Below are 21,483 nucleotides of genomic sequence, written 5' to 3' on the forward strand. Positions count from 1 at the left end.
GTATCTGACACCTCTCTAACGTTTTCCTAACACCTCTCTAACACTGTTCTAACACCTGTCTGACACTTAATAGGAACATTCAAAGTCGGCCAGGTCTAGCGCATCCCAGTAGGATAGCCAGTAATCGATTACATTGGCCTGTTCAATATATCCTTCCGTACGATTGTAGAAGGAACGCACACCAAAGCGGCTGAAATCGCCGTAGAGAACAGCACCTCGAACCGGAGCTAAGCCACCCCAGCTGCGAACCACACTATAGCCAAATCTTGTTTCCACAACAAAAAAATCACAATCGAATCCACTGTATACCACTACTCCTCTTTCTTTATTCAACCATACAGATTCATCAATCGGGGGCCGGGGATCAACATAGGTACGCGTACAGGAGGCAAATACCAGCAATACGGGTAAAACGAAGAGTAGCATTTTATTCATGGCCTTGAGTTTTATACATCATAGACCAGATAGTGCGATTCGGGATTAACAAGGGATTGTTAAAGTAACAACCAGAGCGATCAACGCCGCTCCTTAAAAAATCGCTTCATTAATTCAGCAGACTCCTCCGCCAAAACACCCGTCCGAATAATTGCTTTCGGATGAAAGGGTGATTGCGCCCCGGTAATGCGCGCATGGCCATTTTTTTCGTCCGCCGCACCCCATACCAGCTTGCCTAACTTGCTCCAGTAAATAGCGCCGGAACACATCAGACAGGGTTCTACCGTAACATAAAGTGTGGCATCCGGCAGGTATTTCGCTCCCAAAAAACTGAACGCCGATGTCAATGCAATCATTTCGGCATGGGCAGTAGGATCATTGAGCTGCTCCACCTGATTGTAACCCCTTGCAATGATCCGATCATTGATCACCACTACGGCTCCAACCGGAACCTCGCCTGCATCATAAGCCTGTTGCGCCTGCAGCAATGCCTGTTTCATAAAATGTTCATCCGATAACATACCATGAAGATAGTTATAGAAATTCGATCTCTTTTTCAAACCGATTGTTGTAATTTGATTATATGACCACCGAATCAACGATTGAAGCAATTCAAGCCCTCCGAACACAGTTTAACAAGGGTGCATTGTCCAGTTATGAAGCCAGGATTCAACTGCTGCGACAATTGCATGCTTCCATCCTCGGCCATGAGGAAGAAATTTATGCTGCCCTTCAAAAGGATCTTCACAAATGCAAAGAAGAATCCTGGGTAACAGAAATCGGAATCGTACTGTCAGATATTGATCAGGCTATCCGTAACCTGAAAAAATGGATGCAACCAAAACGAGTTTCCACCAATCTCGTCAACCTTCCTTCTTCCAGTTTTATTTATCCCGAACCATTAGGTGTGGTGCTGGTTATCGGCCCCTGGAATTATCCCTTTATGTTATTAATGGGGCCAATGATCGGAGCAATTGCCGCCGGCAATACGGTTGTGGTTAAACCCAGTGAGCATGCCCCTGCAACAGAAAAAATAATCGAAAAAATTATCCGTGATTCCTGCAAGCATCAGGAAGTGCTTTTTGTTTCAGGAGAAGGCGCTGAACTGGTTCCTGAACTTATGCAGAACTTTCGCTTCGATCATGTTTTTTTCACCGGCGGAACAAAAGTGGGTAAAAAAATTTATGAAATGGCTGCATCCCAATTGGTTCCGGTTACACTGGAACTGGGTGGGAAAAGTCCCTGTATTGTAGAGGCTGACGCAAATATTGAAGTGGCAGCCCGCCGGATAACAGTAGGTAAATTTTCCAATGCCGGACAAATTTGTATCGCTCCCGATTATCTGCTTGTGCACCATAGTGTAAAAGATAAACTTGTTACAGCCATAAAAAAATCTATCGTACAATTTTATGGCGATCAGCCCAAAAATTCACAAGAGTTCTGTCGGATCATTACCCCTGCACAATTCCATCGCCTTAAAACATATCTGGATGGCGTAACAATTTTACATGGTGGTTCAACTGATGAAAAAGAGTTGTTCATTGAGCCCACCTTGGTGGATGCCCCGCCGCTCCATCTTCCTTTGATGCAGGAAGAAATATTTGGTCCCATTCTTCCCATATTCAGCTTTAGCGCAAAACAGGAAGCAATGGAACTAATTCAACAGCACCCAAACCCTTTGGCATTTTATGTGTTTACTTCAAGTAAGTTAAAAGAGGAAGAGTGGATAAGAACAGTTCCGGCAGGAACCGGATGTATTAATAATACAGCCTGGCAGTTTGCCAATCCATCCCTTCCTTTTGGAGGTAGAGGCGATAGTGGAATTGGTTCTGCTCATGGAAAATTCAGTTTCGATCGCTTTACCCATTTCAAAGCAGTAATGAAAACACCCACCTGGTTTGATCCATCGTTGAAATATCCGCCGATGAAAGGAAAATTAAAGTTGTATAAAAAAGTTATCTGATGACCAATAAAAATGATACCATGACCGGCCGCCAGAAAATACTTCAAAAGGTTTATCCTTTTATAATGAAATTGGGAAAATGGCTGGGTACAAAAGCATCCGTGCACGAAAACGCCAACCATCAGCAACCTATTACGCCTCCCTATAACCGAACGGTTCAATTGAACTCCGGAAAGGAAGTTTCACTTCAGGAATTCAAAGGAAAAAAAATATTGCTTGTAAATACGGCCTCCAATTGTGGCTATACCGCTCAGTACCAGGAATTGCAGGAATTATCAGAACAATTTCAGAACAAGCTCGTCATCATTGCATTCCCAGCCAATGATTTTAAAGAGCAGGAAGCAGGAAGTGATGCGGAAATTGAACAGTTCTGTCAGATTAATTATGGAGTGAAGTTTCCCCTGTCAAAAAAATCGAAGGTAATTCCCGGTAAGGAACAGCATCCGGTATTTCAATGGTTGTCGAAACCCGAAGAAAACGGCTGGTGCAGACAGGCTCCGGAATGGAATTTTTCCAAGTATCTCATTAGCGAAGATGGCGTACTGATGCGTTATTTTGCTCCCGGTGTTTCACCACTTGACCCACAGGTTATGGATGCCATCAGGCAATAGGGCATCAACCACAATCATAGCTCAGGTTATTCATTTCCACCTGGCGACGTTCAAAAACATAACCGGTATACACACTGATGATCTCATCCAGAACAGCATCAATTTCTTCCACTGTTTTCAGCGTCACCAATTTAAAACGGTACTCTTTTATATTGGGTAAACCTTTTAAGTAATTATTGTAATGCCTGCGCATTTCATTGATGCCTGGTACCAATCCTTTCCATTCAACAGATTTATGCAGATGCCGACGGATCACTTCCACCCGTTGTTCAATAGTTGGTGGCGGAAGATGTTCACCTGTTGCAAAAAAATGCTTGATTTCATTAAAGATCCAGGGATAACCAATGGCAGCCCGGCCAATCATAATTCCATCTACACCAAAACGTTTTTTATAATCCAGCGCCTTCTCCGGAGAATCAATATCCCCATTGCCAAAAATTGGAATTTGAATCCGTGGATTTTCTTTAACGCTGGCAATATGCGACCAGTCTGCTTCTCCTTTGTACAATTGACTTCTTGTACGCCCATGGATTGCCAATGCTTTAATACCCGTATCCTGCAAACGCTCGGCCACTTCACCAATATTAATAGAATCGAAATCCCAGCCAAGCCTGGTTTTTACTGTTACCGGCAAATTGGTGGACCGAACACAGGCTGCAGTTAACCGCACCATCAGATCAATGTCTTTTAATACGGCCGCACCTGCTCCTTTGGTAACCACTTTTTTAACCGGACAGCCAAAATTGATATCGAGTAAATCGGGTTGAACTGCATCAACAATCCGGGCACTCATTGCCATAGCCTCTTCATCTCCTCCGAAAATCTGGATGCCAACCGGACGTTCCGTTTCATAGATGTCCAGTTTCTGGCGGCTTTTGATGGCATCCCGAATCAGCCCTTCACTGCTGATAAATTCCGTGTACATTAGATCCGCTCCGTTCAGTTTGCAAACTGCCCGGAAAGGCGGATCACTCACATCCTCCATTGGAGCCAGAAGGAGTGGGAAATCTGGGAGTTCAAGTTGTCCAATTTTTACCATACGGCTATCGAAAGCGGCAAAGTTACGCCTAAAATGGCCAGTTCTGCCTAAAATATCGCATCTTGCAGACGTAGTATGAACACTTATTTGAAGTACAAGCCCGCCTGGTTACAACTCGTCGTTTTCGGCAGTCTGACATTCGGGACTTATTTATCACTCGGACTGGTAGCATTTTATGGAATAGCACATGGGCTAGGGGTTTCGCTGGAGGATATCCAGCAATTGAACTTCGATAAACCAGGTGTTATTTCTGCCATGAAATGGTTGCAGGCAGTATTGAGCATATCCATCTTTCTAATACCCGCCATTATTTTTGCCTACCTGAGCGATCGCCGTCCGCTACCTTACCTGGGACATAAAACACCTCAGCCCGCTTCCTTCTGGTGGCTGGGTATGGTGTTAATGCTGCTTGCATTTCCTGCAGCATCCTGGCTGAATCAGATTAATCAGGAAATGAGTCTGCCGGCTTCCATGAAAACGGTGGAAGCGTCCATGCGTTTATCAGAAGACAATGCAGTTAAAATAATGAAGGCATTCCTGCAGATGGATGGTCCCGTTGACCTGATTGCGATGCTGCTGCTGGTTGCAGTATTACCTGCAATTTGCGAGGAATTTTTTTTCAGAGGTGTTTTACAAAGGCTCTTTATTCAAATCAGTCGCCGGCCCTGGGTAGGCATTATCATTACGGGGATATTGTTTTCAGCATTCCACGGACAGTTTTTCGGATTTTTCCCAAGGTTGTTACTCGGTATTTTGCTGGGTGCCATTTATTGGTACAGTGGAAGTATCTGGCCTGCAATTCTCGGTCATTTTGTGAACAATGCAGTTCAGGTAGTGATGGTTTATCGGGATAAAACCTTTATTGAAAAAGAACCTGTCATACAACCACTCTATGTTATTTTAAGTGTGCTGGCAATCATTGGAATCCTCTGGTATATGAATCGGATTACTCATACACATTTCGGAGAATTGTATGATACGGATGATGATCTTATTTTACCATCCCAACGAACGGACTCTGATCTATAACCGAATAATCTGGTATGGCATTTAATTGGAAAACATTCTGGACAAGGGCAACTACCGCATTGATCTTTGTAGTTGTAATGCTAACCGGCTTATTGTGGAATCAGTATGCTTTTTTTCTGTTGTTTACCATCATTCATTTCGGATGTTGGTTTGAATACCAAAAACTGATTGCAAAATTCGAACCCCGTTATGCCCAGATCACTAATTTTCATCGATGGGGAGTTCAGTTGGCCGGATGGTGTTTTATGCTCTATTTTACAAGTGATCAGTTTGGATGGGGTTCCCTCTCGCTGCATGCCATTGGCTGGTGGATCGGATTACTATTTTTATTCATTCTCCCCATTACGGAATTGTTATTCTCACGCAATATTGAACTGATTGCTATTCGATTTTCTTTTCTGGGTATACTTTATATATCACTAAGCTGGGGGCTTCTGATGGACATCAGAAGCCTGCCTCAAATTGGCTGGATCGCGCCACTGGCTATCATTTTCACTATCTGGATCAATGATACTATGGCCTACCTGGTTGGCTCTATGATAGGCCGGACACCTCTCAGTTCGATTTCTCCAAAAAAAACCTGGGAAGGTACCATCGGTGGAATAGTTTTGGCAATTGTAAGCATTTCTCTGTGGGCCAATTACCTCCATCAGCCGGTTTACCATGCTATGGCAATCGCTGCAATCGCTGCAATCGCAGGCACTTTTGGAGATTTACTGGAGAGTAAACTCAAACGACTGGCCGGCGTTAAAGACAGTGGTCAGATAATGCCCGGACATGGAGGTTTTCTGGACCGTTTCGACTCGCTTTTACTGGCTACACCCTTTGTTTGGTTGTATATCCGGTTATTTTTAATCGGGTAAGGATTATCTTTGCCGATATGGAAATGATCCTGCAGCAAATTGAAGCGTATAAAGAGGAAATCAATGCCCTGAAGATGAATGGGCCCGCTTCACTTGAAGAATATCGACTTAAGTTTCTAAGCACCAAAGGAATTGTAAAAACACTCTTTGGTGAAATGAAAAATATTCCCGCCGACCAGAAAAAAGAATTTGGAGCTGTATTGAATTCTTTCAAACAGTTTGCCGAAGAAAAATATGAAAACTGGAAACAATTGCAGGAGGATCAGGCTGAGCAGGCGCCTGCCGGAATTGATTTTAGTTTGCCGGGTGATCCTATGCCGGTTGGTTCCCGCCACCCCATTAGCCTGGTTAGCAACGAAATTGTAGGCATCTTCAGAAGGCTTGGATTTTCTGTTGCTGAAGGCCCTGAAATTGAAGACGACTGGCATAATTTTTCTGCACTTAACCTGCCGGAAAACCATCCCGCACGTGATATGCAGGACACGTTTTACCTGAGTCAGAATCCCGACTGGTTATTGCGTACACATACCAGTAATGTGCAGATCCGGGAAATGGAAAAAGGAAAACTTCCGATACGGATTGTAAACCCGGGTCGCGTTTACCGAAATGAAACCATTTCAGCCAGAGCCCATTGCTTTTTCCACCAGATTGAAGGACTTTATATTGATGAACATGTATCTTTTGCTGATCTGAAACAAACCCTTTATTTCTTTGTTCAGGAATTATTCGGAAGAGAGGTGAAGATCCGTTTTCGCCCATCCTACTTTCCTTTTACAGAACCCAGTGCGGAGATGGATATCAGTTGCCTGATCTGTCACGGTAAGGGATGTAATGTTTGTAAACATACCGGCTGGGTAGAAATACTTGGTTGTGGTATGGTTCACCCACAGGTCCTGGAAAATTGTGGAATCGATTCCAATAAATACACGGGCTTTGCATTTGGAATGGGTATCGAACGCATAACCATGCTGAAATACCAGATCAATGATCTGCGCCATTTTAGCGTAAATGATGTTCGTTTTCTCCAGCAATTTACCGCCAGTATATAAAGCGTACTGAAATGAAAAACCGTTCTCTGGTAGTATGTGGAGCCGGAACCATGGGTGCCGGAATTGCGCAGACAGCTGCACAGCACGGTTTTCCTGTACTACTGTTTGATCTTTCTTCAGAAGTGATTGAACATGCCAGGGAACAGATTTATCAACGCCTGGAAACCCTGGAACAAAAACAGAAAATCACCGCAGCAGCTCTTCTTTCAATTAAAGATTCCCTTCAGTTTACAACCAGTGTTGCGGACTGTAAAGCATCTGTAATTATTGAAGCGATTGCTGAAAAACTGGAAATAAAAACAGCCTTATTCAGTCAACTTGCTGAAATAAACGGGGGCGATAGCATCTATGCCTCCAACACTTCTTCCCTTTCTGTTGAAGACCTTGCGGCTCGCCATCCATTTCCTGATCGGGTGGTGGGTATGCATTTTTTTAATCCGGCAGCCTTAATGAAACTGGTTGAAGTGGTTAAAACATCTTATACCAGCGAAACCGTAGTTCATGCAGTTGCTGAGCTGGCTACTGATATGGGAAAGATTCCGGTGATTTGCAAAGACTCCCCAGGTTTTATTGTAAACAGGGTAGCGCGACCTTTTTATATTGAAGCATTGCGAATGGCAGAAGAAGGAGTACCGATTGAATTGATTGATCAGTTAATGGAAGCAGCCGGATTTAAAATGGGACCATTTAAACTGATGGATCTGATCGGTAATGATGTGAACTATGCAGTTAGCTGCAGTGTCTATGAACAATTGGGCCAGCCCGAACGCTTGCGCCCCTCCATCATACAGGAACAAAAAGTGAAAGAAGGCAAACTTGGCCGAAAAACAGGAGCCGGCTATTACACGTATTCAACATGATCGTTTCAGACTCCCCTTCAAATAAATCAACCGTACTGGTAACCGGAGCAACCGGTTTTTTAGGTGCTTATATTATTAAGGAACTCATTCGCAATGGATATCCGGTTCGTGCTATTAAAAGAGAATCCGCCACTTTGCCATTTTACATTGAGCAGGAAATTCTGCAACAGGTGGAATGGGTGGAAGGAGATATCCTGGAAATTGGAACATTGGAAGATGCATTGCAGGATATTGAACTGGTTATACATGCAGCAGCAATAGTTTCTTTTCATAAACAGGACCGAAATCGAATGTATGCCACCAATATTCAGGGAACTGCCAATGTGGTGAATCTTTCTATTGAACAGGGAGTACGACGGCTTGTTTATGTTAGCTCGGTTGCAGCATTGGGAAGAACAGCGAATGGGGAGGAAGTGAATGAGGAAAAAAAATGGGCCGATAGCCGGCTAAATACACACTATGCCTATTCCAAACATAAAGCTGAAATGGAAGTTTGGAGAGGAATGGCAGAGGGGTTGGAAGGAGTTATAGTAAACCCAAGTACCATCCTCGGTTATGGCAATTGGGATAATAGCAGCTGTTCCATTTTCAAAAATGCAAACGAAGAATTTCCCTGGTATACCAATGGTGTAAATGGTTTTGTTTATGTGGAAGATACTGCAAGAGCAATTGTTGAATTGCTTGAACATTCAGTTACAATGGAACGGTTTATAATTAGCGGGGAAAACTGGAGTTTCAGAAAATTATTGGAAACGATTGCTTCCGGATTGAATAAAAAACCACCTTATCGGGAAGCGGGCCCGCTTTTGGGTGAGCTGGCATGGAGATTGGAAAAAATCAAAGCTGTATTCACCGGAAAAAAACCTTTATTAAGTAGGGAAACTGCTAAAATTGCTCAGAGTAAAACCTATTTCGATAACCGGAAACTGCTCGGGGTTCTACCCAATTTTCAGTATAAACCACTTGATCAGGCTGTTCTGGACAGCTGCCAGCGGTATTTGCAATACTATTCCGGATAAATGGCCTCTTTTTTGCATCCTCCTTATACCATTGATCTCATTTTCACGTTTCAAACTACCAGAATCGATATCGTATGCGAAAACTTTTTTTAATAATCCTGTTCAGTTCAATTTTTCAGGCAGGATTGGTACAAGCGCAGGAAAAATTCCTTGTTAGCGGTAAAGTATTGGATTCAGCCACTCAGTTACCACTAAAAGGTGCTTCTGTATTTTGTCAGAATACCACTTTTGGTGTAATTACCAATAATGAGGGCGAATTTAGTTTGTCATTGCCAAAAGGTGGATATGACCTGGTCGTTTCCTATACCGGTTTCCAGTCGGGCGAAATGCGAATAAATGCATCCATTACCGAGCCCTTGCTTTTTCAATTACTGGCTAAAGATAAAAGTATGGAAGGAGTGGTTGTAGCAGGAAGTAATGAAGTGCCGGACGGCTGGAAAAAATACGGTAGTTTTTTTAAAGAGCAATTTTTAGGAACAACAGCCAATGCCAGACAATGCGAACTGGAGAACCCCGAAGCCCTGCGATTTTTCTATAGTAAAAAAAGAAATCGGCTCAAAGTGTTGGCAAAAGAAGACCTCCGGATAGTGAACCAGGCGCTGGGGTATAAAATCCGCTACCAGTTGGATTCACTCAGTTTTGAATACGGAACCAAAGTTTCCACCTATTCAGGATATCCGTTTTTTGAAACCATGACCGGATCACCTGAGGAGGAAGCACAATGGGCTGCCAATCGGAACAAATCCTATAAAGGAAGTAAACTTCATTTTATGCGCAGCTGGCATGCCAAAACTATTGAAGAAGAAGGTTTTGTTCTGGAACAGGTAAGCAATCAGGATGCGCGGGAGTTTGAATCCGCCCGTCTGCCCAATTATTATGATACCAGTTTTTATTATTCAGACAGTGGTGTGGTAGATATCCAGTTACCTGGAAAGTATCGTATAAAATTCCACCGCGAAATGCCTGATCCCGCTTTTGTTCGCTTCTATAAATTACCTCCGCATATCCGGGTTCAGTTAACCGTGCTGGATATTCTGGATGATTTTGTGATTGAAGAAAACGGCTATTGGTGGGAACAGGCAGATCTTATCAATACCGGCTACTGGAGTTATGAGCGATTAGCAGAAGCTGTTCCCTATGATTATACTCCGCAACAGGAATAGTTCTCAGGAATTCAGTTTTTTCCATATTTCGGGAATTCGTTTGATCCAAACGAGTTCCCGTTTTTTTATGGAGGCATCTTCCGCTGGTGAACCGAAATATATTTTTCCCGGAGCAATATCTCCTCCTACTCCTGATTGTGCCAATACCATACTGTTGGAACCAATCGTGAGGGTTTTACTAACACCTACCTGTCCCCATAATACAACTCCGTCTTCGATGGTAGTAGCTCCTGCAATTCCAACCTGAGCAGCAAAGAGACAGTTCTTTCCAATCACCGTATCATGTCCGATATGAATCATATTATCCAGTTTGGTTCCTTTTCCGATCCGCGTATCATGGCTCACACCCCGGTCGATGGTACATCCTGCACCGATCTCCACTTCGTCTTCAATGATCACCCTGCCGCAACTGGTCATTTTTTTATACCAGACTTCCCGGTTCTTTTTGGTGTTGTAATAAAAAGCATCCGATCCAATAACCGTACCTGCCTGAATCGTAACATCATCGCCAATGATACAGTGATCCAGAATGGTAACATTCGGATGGATACGACATCTCTTTCCGATCACCACCTGGTTGCCGATAAAAACATTGGGAGCTATATAACTGTCTTCACCAATTTGTGCAGAGGCGGCAATTGGCTGCATTGCCGGTTGAAAAGGACGAAAATGTGCAACGATCTGAGTGTATGCATCAAAGGGCTGATCCACAACCAGTAAAGCTTTCCCTTCCGGAACCGAAACAGCTTCGGTATTGATGATGATAAAAGAAGCATCGGACTGAATGCATTTATCATAATACTTGGGATGATCAACAAAAACAAGATCTCCGGATTCAACACGATGGATCTCATTAATACCAGTTGCCATTCCATTGGTATTCCCAATGAGCTTTGCATTTATCAGATCAGCAATCCAGGTAATGGCAACAGGAGAAGGAAACTGCATAATAGGAAATTTGAGCAAAGGTAATTGCATTGTATCGGAATGAATACAGCCAGGCTTTTCCACAGGCTAAAATAAAATGTGAATAAAATTTCTATAAATATTTTTTTCAATAGAGAAAATTATTTTTAATATTGTGTAGGGAATTTGTGTTCCCTACTTACTAACCCATCATAATATAAAGCTCGGTTTACTCCCGGGCTTTTTTTATGCCCATGTTTTATTACTTCATTTTATACAAGCCATTCGAAGTGTTATCTCAATTCAGCAGGGATGGTGATAAGCGAACCTTACAGGATTATTGCAAAGTTCCGAAGGATGTATATCCTGTTGGACGATTGGATTATGACAGTGAAGGGCTTTTATTCCTTACGAATGATAAAGCAATGAATGTGGCTTTACTGCATCCTTCCAAAGCACATGCACGCACCTATCTCGTTCAGGTGGAGGGTTTGATAACAACAGCAGCATTGCAACAATTGGAAGCCGGCGTTGAAATTGCACTGGATGGTATAGCATATAAAACCCGTCCGGCTAAAGCCAGCTTGTTAAAGGAAGAACCTGCTTTGCCTGAACGCATTCCGCCAATCCGATTCCGAAAAAATAGTCCAACCAGTTGGATTGAATTAACCCTTACGGAAGGAAAGAACCGGCAGGTTCGCCGAATGACAGCAAAGCTGGGTTTCCCAACACTTCGTCTGGTACGATATCAGATTGGAAAAATCAGGATGGATGGCTGGAACTCAGGAGAACTCCGTTCCTATTCAAAAAAGGAAATAGAGTCGCTCTTATTTACGCAATCATAGCCAATAGATTCATTACCTTGCCCAATAAAATCGATCTACATGCTGAAATCAATGACTGGATTTGGAAGAGCAGAGCAGAATGTCGGAGACAAAACTTTTCTGGTAGACATTAAATCACTGAACGGAAAACAGTTTGATTGTTCCCTGAAAATGCCGGCTTTTTTAAAGCCATTTGAATTTGATATCCGGAAACGACTTTCCGAAAAATTGCAAAGAGGAACCATTGATTGTACCATCAGTTTGAAACAAACCGGTTCTGCAAAACCGGTTAGTATAAATATCTCTCTGGCCAAAGCCTATTTCCAACCTATTTCTGAATTGTCGAAAGAACTTGGGCTGGATGATGCTCATATCCTTGGCAATATTCTAAAATTGCCAGAGGTGATTACACCCACATCCGATACGCTTACCGAGCAGGAGTGGCTGGAATTCAAACGTATTCTGGATGCTGCAGCGGATGATCTGAATCAACACCGGCTGGAAGAAGGAAAAGTATTGGAAGCAGATCTGATAACACGTATTGGTAATATCGAAAAACAGGAACAGATCATTGCTGAACTGGAGCCCCGCAGAAAACTAAAGATCAGAGAAGGGCTGGTTAAACTCCTGGAAGAAAATGTAGGTGCCGAGCAGTATGATAAAAATCGCCTGGAGCAGGAGATTATATTTTACATCGAAAAGATTGATATCAGTGAAGAACAGGTGCGTCTGAAAAATCACTGTGATTATTTCAGGGCCATGTTGCGCGATAATGATGCCGAAATCGGTAAAAAATTGTCTTTTCTTCTTCAGGAAATCGGAAGGGAAATCAATACAACAGGAGCTAAAGCCTATGATTCCACCATTCAACAATCTGTTGTAATGATGAAGGATGAACTGGAAAAGGCAAAAGAACAGGTATTGAATGTCTTATAAGTTATTTTTACAGGTATGAAAAGATTCCAATTGCCGGGATTTCTGATTGCAGTGGCAGTTTCCATAAGTTCCTGCCAGACCATTGACGTATATGAGCGAAATGCTGCATTGGAAAATCATCGCTGGCAGGCCGGGGATAAGCCAACATTTGATTTTACGATTCAGGATACGCTGGCGCGCTACAATATTTTTGTTGTTGTTCGACATGCAGATGCCTATCGCTATAATAACCTCTGGGTAAATATTCATACAAAAGCGCCAGGCGATTCTACTTCAAGGGTGCAGGCATTGGACCTGCAACTTGCAACCAGTGAAAAAGGCTGGCTTGGAGCTGGTATGGATGATATTTATGAACATCGGATTCGGATCTCCCAGGCACCCGTTTCTTTAAAGGCCGGCACTTACCAATTCAGCCTGGAGCAAATCATGCGGGATGATCCACTCGAACATGTATTGAATGTGGGCGTACGGGTTGAAAAAGAGCCTGACTAATTATGCCATTCCGCTTTTTACCAAAACAAAAACTGGCACTTGCTACCATCCTGTATTGGTTTCTGTTGCTGTATATAATAGCAGCGCTTTTTTTCTGGTATATCCGCCTACAACAGCAGAGTCAGCAAATGGCCAACTACAAGTTGATGGAATTGGTGGCGGATGATCCAAACTACCTGCAGAAAATTGATGCCATCAATCAGGAAGCCGACCGAAAAACACATCAATACAGAGGAGAAGGAGCTACTTTTCTACTCATCATTCTGGTTGGAGCTGTATTCGTTTTCAGAGCAGTACGTCGTCAGTTTAAAGTGGCTCAGCAGCAACAGAATTTTATGATGGCCATTACACATGAATTGAAGACACCCATCGCAGTAGCAAAACTTAATCTTGAAACACTGCAAAAACATAAGCTGGATGAAGCCAAACAGGAAAAGCTGATCCGCATGACCCTGCAGGAAACCAACCGTCTGAATACCCTGACCAATAATATCCTGATCTCCTCCCAACTGGAAGCAGGTGGTTATAAACTTGTTAGGGAAACAATTGATCTGACCGAAATGGCAGCCAAACTGGTGAAAGAGTTTCAGGTTAGGTTCCCTGACCGTGAATGGAATACGGGTATCAGGGAAGATATCCATATAATTGGGGATCCGCTACTGATTCAGATCCTTATAAATAACCTGCTTGATAATGCGATTAAATACGGCCCAAAGAATTCGGCCATATTTCTAACACTGGAAAAAGTTTCACAGGGTACACAGTTAACGGTAGCTGATCAGGGACCGGGTATTCCGGATAGTGAAAAGCCTCTGGTTTTTAAACGATTTTACAGAATCGGGAATGAAGCTGTCCGAAAAACACAGGGCACTGGATTGGGCTTGTATCTCTGCAAGAAAATTGCAGCTGATCATCGGGGTACCATTCAGATTAGTGATAATCAGCCTTCGGGTGCTACCTTTACGGTCCAATTTCCCAATAATTAAAAAGAATGGCAGAACAGTTATCCATATTACTGGTAGAAGATGAAGAGAACCTGCATGATGCCCTTAAGCTCAACCTCGAACTGGAAGGCTATGAAGTGAGTTCAGCATACGACGGACTGGCTGCACTTAAAGCAGTTCAGCAGGAATATTTTGATCTGGTGATCCTGGACATCATGTTGCCGGAAATGGATGGACTCACCGTTTTGGAAGGCATACGGATTCAATACAATGAAGTACCTATTCTGATCTTAAGTGCAAAGAACAGTAGTTCAGATCGGGTAATGGGACTTAAAAAAGGAGCCGACGATTATCTTACCAAACCCTTTAACCTGGAAGAACTGATCCTTCGGGTTCATAAACTGATCCAGAAGAACAAAAAATTAAAAGAGAAAGACAGTATCGGTGATTTTTATCAGTTCGGATCAAATAAAATCGATTTCAAGGCACAGGAAGCCACAACAAAATTTGGTGAACGAATTCAGCTGAGCAAAAAGGAAGCAATGCTGCTCAAGCTACTGATTGAAAATAAAAACGAAGTGGTTCCAAGAGAAAAGATTTTACAGACCGTATGGGGATATAATGTATATCCCACTACCCGCACCATTGATAATTTCATCCTGAATTTTCGGAAATATTTCGAAGAGGATAGTCGCAATCCACGCTATTTTCATTCGGTACGCGGAGTTGGTTATAAATATGCAGAAAACGAGTAATTAGCTGATCCGCACTTACCCGCACTTTCTATAGTTCCTGTATTTTTTTTACCAGACGATCTGCTTCCGCAAGGATGGCCGCACCGTCTCCACTGGTGAGGCTGGGTGCATAGAGTGCCCATTCACAGCGTTTCCAAATAGAACTCAGTATCTGACGGTCTTCCATTGAAAGTCCGCGTTTTTCCAACAAGGGCAATACCGTTTCTTTTTGCCAGTTGGAAGCAGTCAGGTTTAATTTTTGCCCCAGTAATTGCCAGATTCCTTCCTCCAGTTTCTTATACATGGAAGCGGTATCATTATTTTCGAATGCATGTCTTGCCGGTGCAAGATAATCAACGGTTTTTTCCGGTTCTGGCCTAACCGTAACTGTTGTAGGTTCAGGAATAACCCGATTGGTTTTGGAAGATTTTTTTCTGGCAAGGATCAGCCAGATCATACTGGCAAACACAAGGAAACCAACCCCGATAATCAGCAAGGTCTCTTTGTTAAGTACAGGTTTGGTAGCTATGGGCTTTGCAGTTGTTTCCTGTTTTCGGTTAAGTGCAGGTGTTACAGTTAAGGTTATACTATCTGTAAACAAGCTATGATAGGATTTTTTTTGCGGGTCAAAATAACTGAATGAAATTCCCGGAATGGTGAACCTGCCTTCCTCCGTTGGACTGATGGTATAGGTTATTATTTTTTTCCCTTCCATCGGACTCACGGCCTTGTTCAATTCTTCCGTTATAGTTGGGTCATATACCGTGAACATGGAAGGAAGGGTCCATGAAGGAGCATTTATCAGCGGCAAATTTCCGCTACCCTCAATTTCAAGTGTATAGGTAAATGTTTCTCCGGCTGCAACCGAAGCAACACTTGATTTCCCATTTATTGTAAAGCGGCCAACTGCTCCTGAAAAACTGGCAGGGGCACCTTCCGGTAAGGGCAGGATCGTAATCGTTTTTGGCTGACTTGCCAGAGTGATTTTATGTTCTTCCCAACTGCCTGTTTGGTCGCCCATCAGGTCATCCATTAATCGTTGCAGGGAACTTCGGTTGGATGAACCAGCTGTCTGATCTGTACGAAGAAAACGGACATTGTTCTCGAGTTCTACCGGCTCCAGTTCAAAACTCCCTTCCTGTAGGGGGAATAATTGTGTTTTGCGGATAATATGTGCCTGAAATTCTTTGCCATCTCTTTCTTCAATTGTAGGGCCTTCTCCATCCGGTTCAATCATATCATACACACTGAAGCCATTCATGGACGGACGTTTGCTGATTCTGGAATCGGAACGTAAACGGGTCAGCAATTTATAGGTTGATACAATGGGTTCTCCCACATAGGCTGTTGTTTTGTCGAGGTCTAAAACAACCAACAAGCCTTTTTTGATTTTTTCCTGTGGAGATTCATCTGGCTGAAGAATATAATCTTCCTGAATCTGCCTTCGGTATGCACTTACACCCGGATCTATTGGATAGGGATTCGCAGGTTTTGATTTAGCATCTCCCACATCAATCCGCAATTGATTGGATTTTATCTTTTTACCATTGATCAGTGCTGTTGCACCCTGAATGGTTAGGGTGCCTTTTCGATTGGGCCGAAGGATAAATGTTAATGCCTGGTACCTGGATATTTCTCCATTAACGAGGCTCATGCCATTGGTTTCTATTGGTCCCTGTAATACAGTGAAATCTTTGAAGCCGGGCGCCTGGAATGATTCGATCTGTTGTGCATTTTCGGCAATAAACTGAACCTGTAACAAATCAGTGAGCCCGATTGCCTGTTTATCAGAAATAGTGGAAAAGCTAACCTGTGCTACCGTATAAAACGGGAACAGGAAAAATAGGAAAAATGAAAAGATGTAAACAGATCGCACCTGCATAAGAAAAACAAATTACAAATCACCTAATTGCGGACGAAGAACAATGTCTTCAACGCATGCCTGGGCTGACAAACGGCTGGAGGAAGCAATCAGTACTGCAATATCTTTTGCTTCCATCAGACGGTTGGGATCAACTCCGCTCGAGGCCCAGCTGTCGGTATAGGCTGCACCCGGCAGGATGGAAGTCACTTTTATACCAAAAGGTTTCATCTCTTCCCGCAGGTTTTTACTGAAGCCCAACAAGGCAAACTTGCTGATACTGTACGCTCCTCCATTAGGATAGGCTGCTATGGAGGCGATGGAACAGATATTGAAAATATGTCCTGATTTGCGGCTCATCATACCTGGAAGAAAACTTCTGGTTAGATGATAGGCTGATAGAAGGTTAACGGAAAGGGATGTTTCCAGCGCGGCTTCGGGTTCATTGTGAATGCTTCCAGGAATAAATACGCCGGCATTATTCACCAGCAGATCAGGAGTTCCATAGGATGTCACCCATTCTGCGAAAGCGTTCAATTCCCCGCGATTGGATAGATCCGTAGGTTTGCCTTTTATTTCGCTGGATGGGAACCTGCTCTGTAATTCCTGAACGGTTTCATACAATTGATGTTCATTCCTGCTACATAAAAAAAGCTGATGGCCTTCTGCAGCAAATTCCTGCGCAACCGCTTTGCCAATGCCTTTACTGGCACCCGTTATCACAATAATCATTGCGTAAATGTACGCCTTCTTATGGAGTTGGGTTGGCTGCTTTTCTTTTAAAATTGCTAAAACCGCGAATGAAAATAAAGGTTCCAATCATTACTAATGAACCGGTTGCAATGGGCTTTGGTACAATGGAGAAGATGGTAGTTTCCTTTTTCCCCGATATGAGTTCCTCTAATTTCCAGGGATGTTCAGTTTTTGTTTGGTCTGGTTGGTCTGCATACCGGAAGCCTTCCAGGAATTCCGTTTGTGCAAGGATATAAGGCAAAACCTGTTTAATGGCGGGTAGCTGATCCATGGTGCCAACGGCATTTATTTTTAATACACCGTTTTTACCAAGCAGTCGGAGATTATAATTGATAAGTGCTTCATCGCTGCCATTCACTTTTAGTTCGGTTGCCCAGTACAATGCTTTTTTATAATTATCGAAATAGGGAACCATCACCCAGTTTTCTGCCTGAAGTGCATTGAATCCGTTTTCCAGCCTTTTTTTGTTGGATTCCTGCAATTGGTCCTGTATATCTTCCAGTAATTCATTGTGATCAAAATCCGGCGTTTCATCAGTTGGAATATAACCAACCGGTGAATAGCTGATAACAAAACTGTAATCGTTATTGATTTCACCTGGCAAAAAATCGGATCGAACAATCATGCCCAATACTTCTTCATCCGGTACGTTTCCCCAGATTGTTTCAAGTATATATCTTGATTGAACGGCATCAATAAAATAATAACCGGATGGAACCTTCATACGAATGGATTGATCGGAGAATCGAAGTTTTCCTGCATGAAAAGTTAGTTCCTGATCAATCGAGTCGGCTTGTTTTTTTAATTCAGTCTGGATTTGATCTGCTTGTGATGGAGCACTATGGATGCTGTCCACGGGTTCTGCAATAACGCACAAGCTGGATATCAGAGCGGTGCCTGCGAGTAGAATTTTGGTCATAGGGATCGAATGAATTTAGGGTGCTACGGATTGACAAGATAGTAATTCTATAGAATCATGCAATACCTTTGCAATTCAGATATGAAACAATATTCTCATTTATTCTTTGATCTTGACCATACACTGTGGGATTTCGAAGAAAATGCCCGATTAACGCTGGAACATATTTTTAAACAGCTGAATTTATCGACAATTGGAGTAAGTGATTTTACTTATTTCCACGAACGTTATAGTTACCATAATGACAAGCTCTGGGAGCGTTATAGAAAAGGATTTATCAAAGTGGATGAACTCCGCTGGAAAAGAATGTGGCATACTTTACTTGATTTTAAAATAGGCGATGAAAAACTTGCCAGGGAATTAAGTGCCGCATTTCTGGATCATCTTCCCTTTCGTAACCGGTTATTTCCATATGCGGTAGAGCTGCTAACTTACCTTACTGATAAAGGGTATTCCTTAAATTTAATCACCAATGGCTTTGAAACCGTCCAGCATGCAAAATTGAAAAATTCCGGAATCGATCATTTCTTTGGAAAGGTAATTACCTCAGAGGGAAGTAATAGCCTTAAGCCGAATCTGGAAATTTTTGAATATGCGTTCCGCGTTGCGGGCGCAATGCCTTCCTCCAGTATCATGATTGGCGATCATCTGGAAGCCGATATCCTTGGTGCTAAAAATGCCGGCATGGACCAGGTCTTCGTTAACCATATTCGCGAAACCCCATCATTTACTCCAACGTATACGGTTTACGGATTGGAGGAAATGAAGGAGATCTTTTAGGTGAAAGGTGAAAGGTGAGAGGTGAAAGGAGAGAGGAGAAAGGAGAAAGGTGAAAGGTGAAAGGTGAAAGAGGAGACAACGGAGGAAAGGGGAAAGGGGGAGGAAAGGGAAAGAAAAAAGAAATGGATGCAGCGTAGTAAACGCATTCCAAAAGCTTGTGGAAAAAACAGTTTTTGTTCTGGATCTGAGGCAGGGCAGCCTGGTTAGCGTTGCTGAACGATTCCGAATTAAACTTAGAAAAGCTGGATTGGAATACTAGTGATTAATAATGAATGACCTAAAGATCAAGATGACTCGTCCTAAAATAGCTGGAAGCAAAAGCTGATTTGTGAATTGGGGTGAATATTCACTATTCACCCCATTCACCCCATTCACCCCATTCACCCCATTCACCCCATTCACTATTTTCACCTCTCACCTTCTCCCCTCCACATCGCCAACACATCCACGCCGCCTTTTACAACCTGGTTGAGGCTAACATTTACCTTCGTTCCTAAGGGCAGGAGCACATCAACGCGGCTGCCGAATTTGATAAAGCCCAGTTCATCATTCTGCTTCACCTTCATACCCGGTTTCAGATAATTGACAATACGTTTGGCTACCGCACCGGCAATCTGTTTAACCAATACTTCGGTGTTTCCGGTTTTTAAAACAACACTGTGGCGCTCATTCTCAGTGGAAGATTTTGGATTCCAGGCAACCAGAAATTTGCCTTTATGATAAGTGCTGTAAACTACTTCGCCGGAAAAAGGATTGCGATTTACATGCACATTAGCCGGACTCATGAAAATACTTACCTGAATCCTTTTGTCGTGGAAGTACTCTTCATCAAATACCTCTTCAATAACAACTACTTTGCCATCAGCCGGACAAATAACCTTGTTTTCATCAAAAGTGTGGGTTCGGTTGGGGATTCGGAAAAAAGAGATGATAAATAATAAGAGAACCAGCAAAGCAATGAATATAATCCAGCTAAGCAGGGGTAAGGATGCACTGATAAAAAAGAATGAAATAAGATTCAGGAGTACAAAAACCAGGGTTGCAATAGCGATTGATTTATAACCTTCTTTGTGAATTGTCATGTTGATGCGTTGAATCGCAAAATTAGGTATAACCTAAAAGTGACCAATTATTATATTGCAGTCATGATTGAATTGCAACATTTAATGGATTTCCTGAATCCTGTATCACTGGCAGAAATCAGCGATGACCAGGGCTTTCGTTCAGGCCAGATGGGAAAACAGGTACTGGTTTATGAAGAAGATGAATTTCCTGATCTCGAACAGGCCGAACTGATTCTGGTTGGCTGTGGTGAGGAGAGAGGGCTGGGAATGGGACGTCCTTTTTCTAAAGGACCTGATCAGATTAGAAAAAGTTTTTATAGAAGCTTTTACTGGCATACCGATATAAAACTGGCAGATATTGGAAATATTAAACCAGGTGCGTCCCTTAGTGATACCTATGCAGCTTTGAAAATGGTACTTTCCGAATTGACGGATGCCGGGAAACGGGTAATTATTCTCGGAGGTTCTCATGATCTGACACTTGCTCAGTATCACTCGTATGCAAATCGGGAGCAATTAATTGAAGCAGCCTGTATCGATGCCAAAATTGACCTCGATATGGAAGCGCTGCCCCAGGCCGATCATTTTCTGATGGAAATGCTGACGGGCGAACCAAACTTCATGAAACATTACAGCCATCTTGCCTTCCAGAGTTATTATGTTCATCCATATATGCTGGAGAATATGGATAAACTTCGATTTGATTGTTTCAGGGTTGGAACCATTAAAGAACAGATAGATGAAATGGAGCCCGTTCTCCGGAATTGCAGGATGGTGAGTTTTGATTTATCAGCCATCGCCCATGCCTATGCTCCGGGATCAGCCATTTCACCAAACGGACTTAATGGAGAAGAAGCCTGCGTGCTTGCCCGATATGCCGGTATGAGCCCGATGGTAAATAGTTTCGGTATTTATGGGTATCAACCCGGTACAGATTCCAATCAGTTAACTGCCCAGCAAATCAGTCAGATGATCTGGTACTTTGTTGATGGTGTCAGCAAAGGAAAGAGAGAAGCAACAATAAAAGAAAGGGAATCCTTTTACGAATACAATACGGCTTTTGCAGAAGTGGAAACGGTCTTCCTGCAGAGCAAAAAAACCGGTCGTTGGTGGATGCAGTTGCCCGATGCGCGTTTTATCGCCTGTTCCTACAAGGATTATGTCATTGCCAGCAACAATGATATCCCGGAAAGATGGTTGAGAGCGCAGGAAAGAAGCTGATCTTTTTTTAGTTATTTT

Annotated in this window: 23 protein-coding genes; 15 read left to right on the forward strand and 8 right to left on the reverse strand. The window is 42.8% G+C overall.

Translation table 11 applies throughout. From position 1 onward, the window contains the following. Positions 1–66: 66 nt before the first annotated feature. Both B2746_RS12670 and B2746_RS12675 read right to left on the reverse strand, forming a co-directional pair. The gene (locus B2746_RS12670; RefSeq protein ID WP_290794419.1) at positions 67–435 is read right to left on the reverse strand and encodes a hypothetical protein; all 369 of its coding nucleotides are present in this window, start codon (positions 433–435) and stop codon (positions 67–69) included. A gap of 80 nt (positions 436–515) precedes the next feature. Continuing rightward, entirely contained in the window at positions 516–995 is a 480-nt protein-coding gene (locus B2746_RS12675) for a nucleoside deaminase (RefSeq protein ID WP_290794422.1), read from the reverse strand. Positions 996–1,018: 23 nt separating this feature from the next. Here B2746_RS12675 and B2746_RS12680 point away from each other — a divergent pair, with 23 nt between their 5' ends. After that, positions 1,019–2,398 (forward strand): aldehyde dehydrogenase family protein, encoded by a 1,380-nt coding sequence (locus B2746_RS12680; RefSeq protein WP_290794425.1) that lies wholly within the window; start codon positions 1,019–1,021, stop codon positions 2,396–2,398. Further along, positions 2,398–3,009, forward strand: a complete 612-nt coding sequence (locus tag B2746_RS12685) for a glutathione peroxidase (protein ID WP_290794427.1) — start codon at positions 2,398–2,400, stop codon at positions 3,007–3,009. The genes B2746_RS12680 and B2746_RS12685 overlap by 1 nt, the downstream gene beginning before the upstream one ends. 4 nt (positions 3,010–3,013) lie before the next feature. Here the strand turns inward: B2746_RS12685 and dusB are convergent, their stop codons facing one another. Beyond that, positions 3,014–4,048 (reverse strand): tRNA dihydrouridine synthase DusB, encoded by a 1,035-nt coding sequence (dusB, locus tag B2746_RS12690; RefSeq protein ID WP_290794430.1) that lies wholly within the window; start codon positions 4,046–4,048, stop codon positions 3,014–3,016. A 75-nt stretch (positions 4,049–4,123) separates the two neighbouring features. Here dusB and B2746_RS12695 point away from each other — a divergent pair, with 75 nt between their 5' ends. From B2746_RS12695 to B2746_RS12720, 6 genes are all read left to right on the forward strand, one after another. Then, the gene (locus B2746_RS12695) at positions 4,124–5,077 is read left to right on the forward strand and encodes a CPBP family intramembrane glutamic endopeptidase (RefSeq protein ID WP_290794433.1); all 954 of its coding nucleotides are present in this window, start codon (positions 4,124–4,126) and stop codon (positions 5,075–5,077) included. A gap of 14 nt (positions 5,078–5,091) precedes the next feature. After that, entirely contained in the window at positions 5,092–5,940 is an 849-nt protein-coding gene (locus tag B2746_RS12700) for a phosphatidate cytidylyltransferase (RefSeq protein ID WP_290794435.1), read from the forward strand. A gap of 17 nt (positions 5,941–5,957) precedes the next feature. Further along, positions 5,958–6,989 (forward strand): phenylalanine--tRNA ligase subunit alpha, encoded by a 1,032-nt coding sequence (gene pheS / locus B2746_RS12705; protein ID WP_290794438.1) that lies wholly within the window; start codon positions 5,958–5,960, stop codon positions 6,987–6,989. Between the two features lie 11 nt (positions 6,990–7,000). After that, positions 7,001–7,849 carry a 3-hydroxyacyl-CoA dehydrogenase NAD-binding domain-containing protein gene (locus B2746_RS12710; protein ID WP_290794441.1) on the forward strand — a complete coding sequence of 283 codons (849 nt, stop codon included), beginning with the start codon at positions 7,001–7,003 and terminating at the stop codon, positions 7,847–7,849. Next, entirely contained in the window at positions 7,846–8,868 is a 1,023-nt protein-coding gene (locus tag B2746_RS12715) for an SDR family NAD(P)-dependent oxidoreductase (protein WP_290794443.1), read from the forward strand. The genes B2746_RS12710 and B2746_RS12715 overlap by 4 nt, the downstream gene beginning before the upstream one ends. 74 nt (positions 8,869–8,942) lie before the next feature. After that, the gene (locus tag B2746_RS12720) at positions 8,943–10,031 is read left to right on the forward strand and encodes a carboxypeptidase-like regulatory domain-containing protein (RefSeq protein ID WP_290794445.1); all 1,089 of its coding nucleotides are present in this window, start codon (positions 8,943–8,945) and stop codon (positions 10,029–10,031) included. Between the two features lie 3 nt (positions 10,032–10,034). Here B2746_RS12720 and B2746_RS12725 read toward each other — a convergent pair whose 3' ends face one another. Further along, positions 10,035–10,979, reverse strand: coding sequence for a UDP-3-O-(3-hydroxymyristoyl)glucosamine N-acyltransferase (locus B2746_RS12725; protein WP_290794448.1), 945 nt, complete (start codon positions 10,977–10,979; stop codon positions 10,035–10,037). A gap of 212 nt (positions 10,980–11,191) precedes the next feature. Here B2746_RS12725 and B2746_RS12730 point away from each other — a divergent pair, with 212 nt between their 5' ends. From B2746_RS12730 to B2746_RS12750, 5 genes are read left to right on the forward strand one after another with little or no spacing between them, the layout of a single operon-like run. Then, on the forward strand, positions 11,192–11,782 hold the full coding sequence (locus tag B2746_RS12730) for a pseudouridine synthase (RefSeq protein WP_290794450.1): 591 nt from the start codon (positions 11,192–11,194) through the stop codon (positions 11,780–11,782). Between the two features lie 39 nt (positions 11,783–11,821). Beyond that, positions 11,822–12,697 (forward strand): YicC/YloC family endoribonuclease, encoded by an 876-nt coding sequence (locus B2746_RS12735; protein ID WP_290794452.1) that lies wholly within the window; start codon positions 11,822–11,824, stop codon positions 12,695–12,697. 15 nt (positions 12,698–12,712) lie between these two features. After that, positions 12,713–13,189 (forward strand): gliding motility lipoprotein GldH, encoded by a 477-nt coding sequence (locus B2746_RS12740; RefSeq protein ID WP_290794455.1) that lies wholly within the window; start codon positions 12,713–12,715, stop codon positions 13,187–13,189. A gap of 2 nt (positions 13,190–13,191) precedes the next feature. Then, positions 13,192–14,175, forward strand: coding sequence for a sensor histidine kinase (locus B2746_RS12745; RefSeq protein WP_290794457.1), 984 nt, complete (start codon positions 13,192–13,194; stop codon positions 14,173–14,175). Between the two features lie 5 nt (positions 14,176–14,180). Next, positions 14,181–14,888: a response regulator transcription factor gene (locus B2746_RS12750; RefSeq protein WP_290794460.1), complete on the forward strand. Its 708-nt coding sequence runs from the start codon at positions 14,181–14,183 to the stop codon at positions 14,886–14,888. Positions 14,889–14,916: 28 nt separating this feature from the next. Here the strand turns inward: B2746_RS12750 and B2746_RS12755 are convergent, their stop codons facing one another. From B2746_RS12755 to B2746_RS12765, 3 genes are read right to left on the reverse strand one after another with little or no spacing between them, the layout of a single operon-like run. Continuing rightward, positions 14,917–16,749 (reverse strand): BatD family protein, encoded by a 1,833-nt coding sequence (locus B2746_RS12755; RefSeq protein WP_290794463.1) that lies wholly within the window; start codon positions 16,747–16,749, stop codon positions 14,917–14,919. A gap of 12 nt (positions 16,750–16,761) precedes the next feature. Continuing rightward, positions 16,762–17,460, reverse strand: a complete 699-nt coding sequence (locus B2746_RS12760; protein WP_290794466.1) for an SDR family oxidoreductase — start codon at positions 17,458–17,460, stop codon at positions 16,762–16,764. 19 nt (positions 17,461–17,479) lie between these two features. Further along, positions 17,480–18,400: a DUF2167 domain-containing protein gene (locus B2746_RS12765; RefSeq protein ID WP_290794469.1), complete on the reverse strand. Its 921-nt coding sequence runs from the start codon at positions 18,398–18,400 to the stop codon at positions 17,480–17,482. Positions 18,401–18,457: 57 nt separating this feature from the next. Between B2746_RS12765 and B2746_RS12770 the strand changes: the two genes are divergently transcribed. Next, positions 18,458–19,180 carry a YjjG family noncanonical pyrimidine nucleotidase gene (locus B2746_RS12770; protein ID WP_290794472.1) on the forward strand — a complete coding sequence of 241 codons (723 nt, stop codon included), beginning with the start codon at positions 18,458–18,460 and terminating at the stop codon, positions 19,178–19,180. A gap of 407 nt (positions 19,181–19,587) precedes the next feature. On the opposite strand, the gene B2746_RS12775 is transcribed toward B2746_RS12770, so the two are convergent. Then, positions 19,588–20,262 (reverse strand): phosphatidylserine decarboxylase family protein, encoded by a 675-nt coding sequence (locus B2746_RS12775; protein ID WP_290794475.1) that lies wholly within the window; start codon positions 20,260–20,262, stop codon positions 19,588–19,590. Between the two features lie 63 nt (positions 20,263–20,325). On the opposite strand from B2746_RS12775, the gene B2746_RS12780 reads away from it, so the two are divergent. Further along, complete coding sequence (locus B2746_RS12780; RefSeq protein WP_290794477.1) at positions 20,326–21,465, forward strand: formimidoylglutamase; 1,140 nt, start codon at positions 20,326–20,328, stop codon at positions 21,463–21,465. The last annotated feature ends 18 nt before the right edge of the window (positions 21,466–21,483 follow it).

The organism is Flavihumibacter sp. UBA7668 (genome assembly GCF_002483205.1).
Lineage (GTDB): Bacteria > Bacteroidota > Bacteroidia > Chitinophagales > Chitinophagaceae > Flavihumibacter.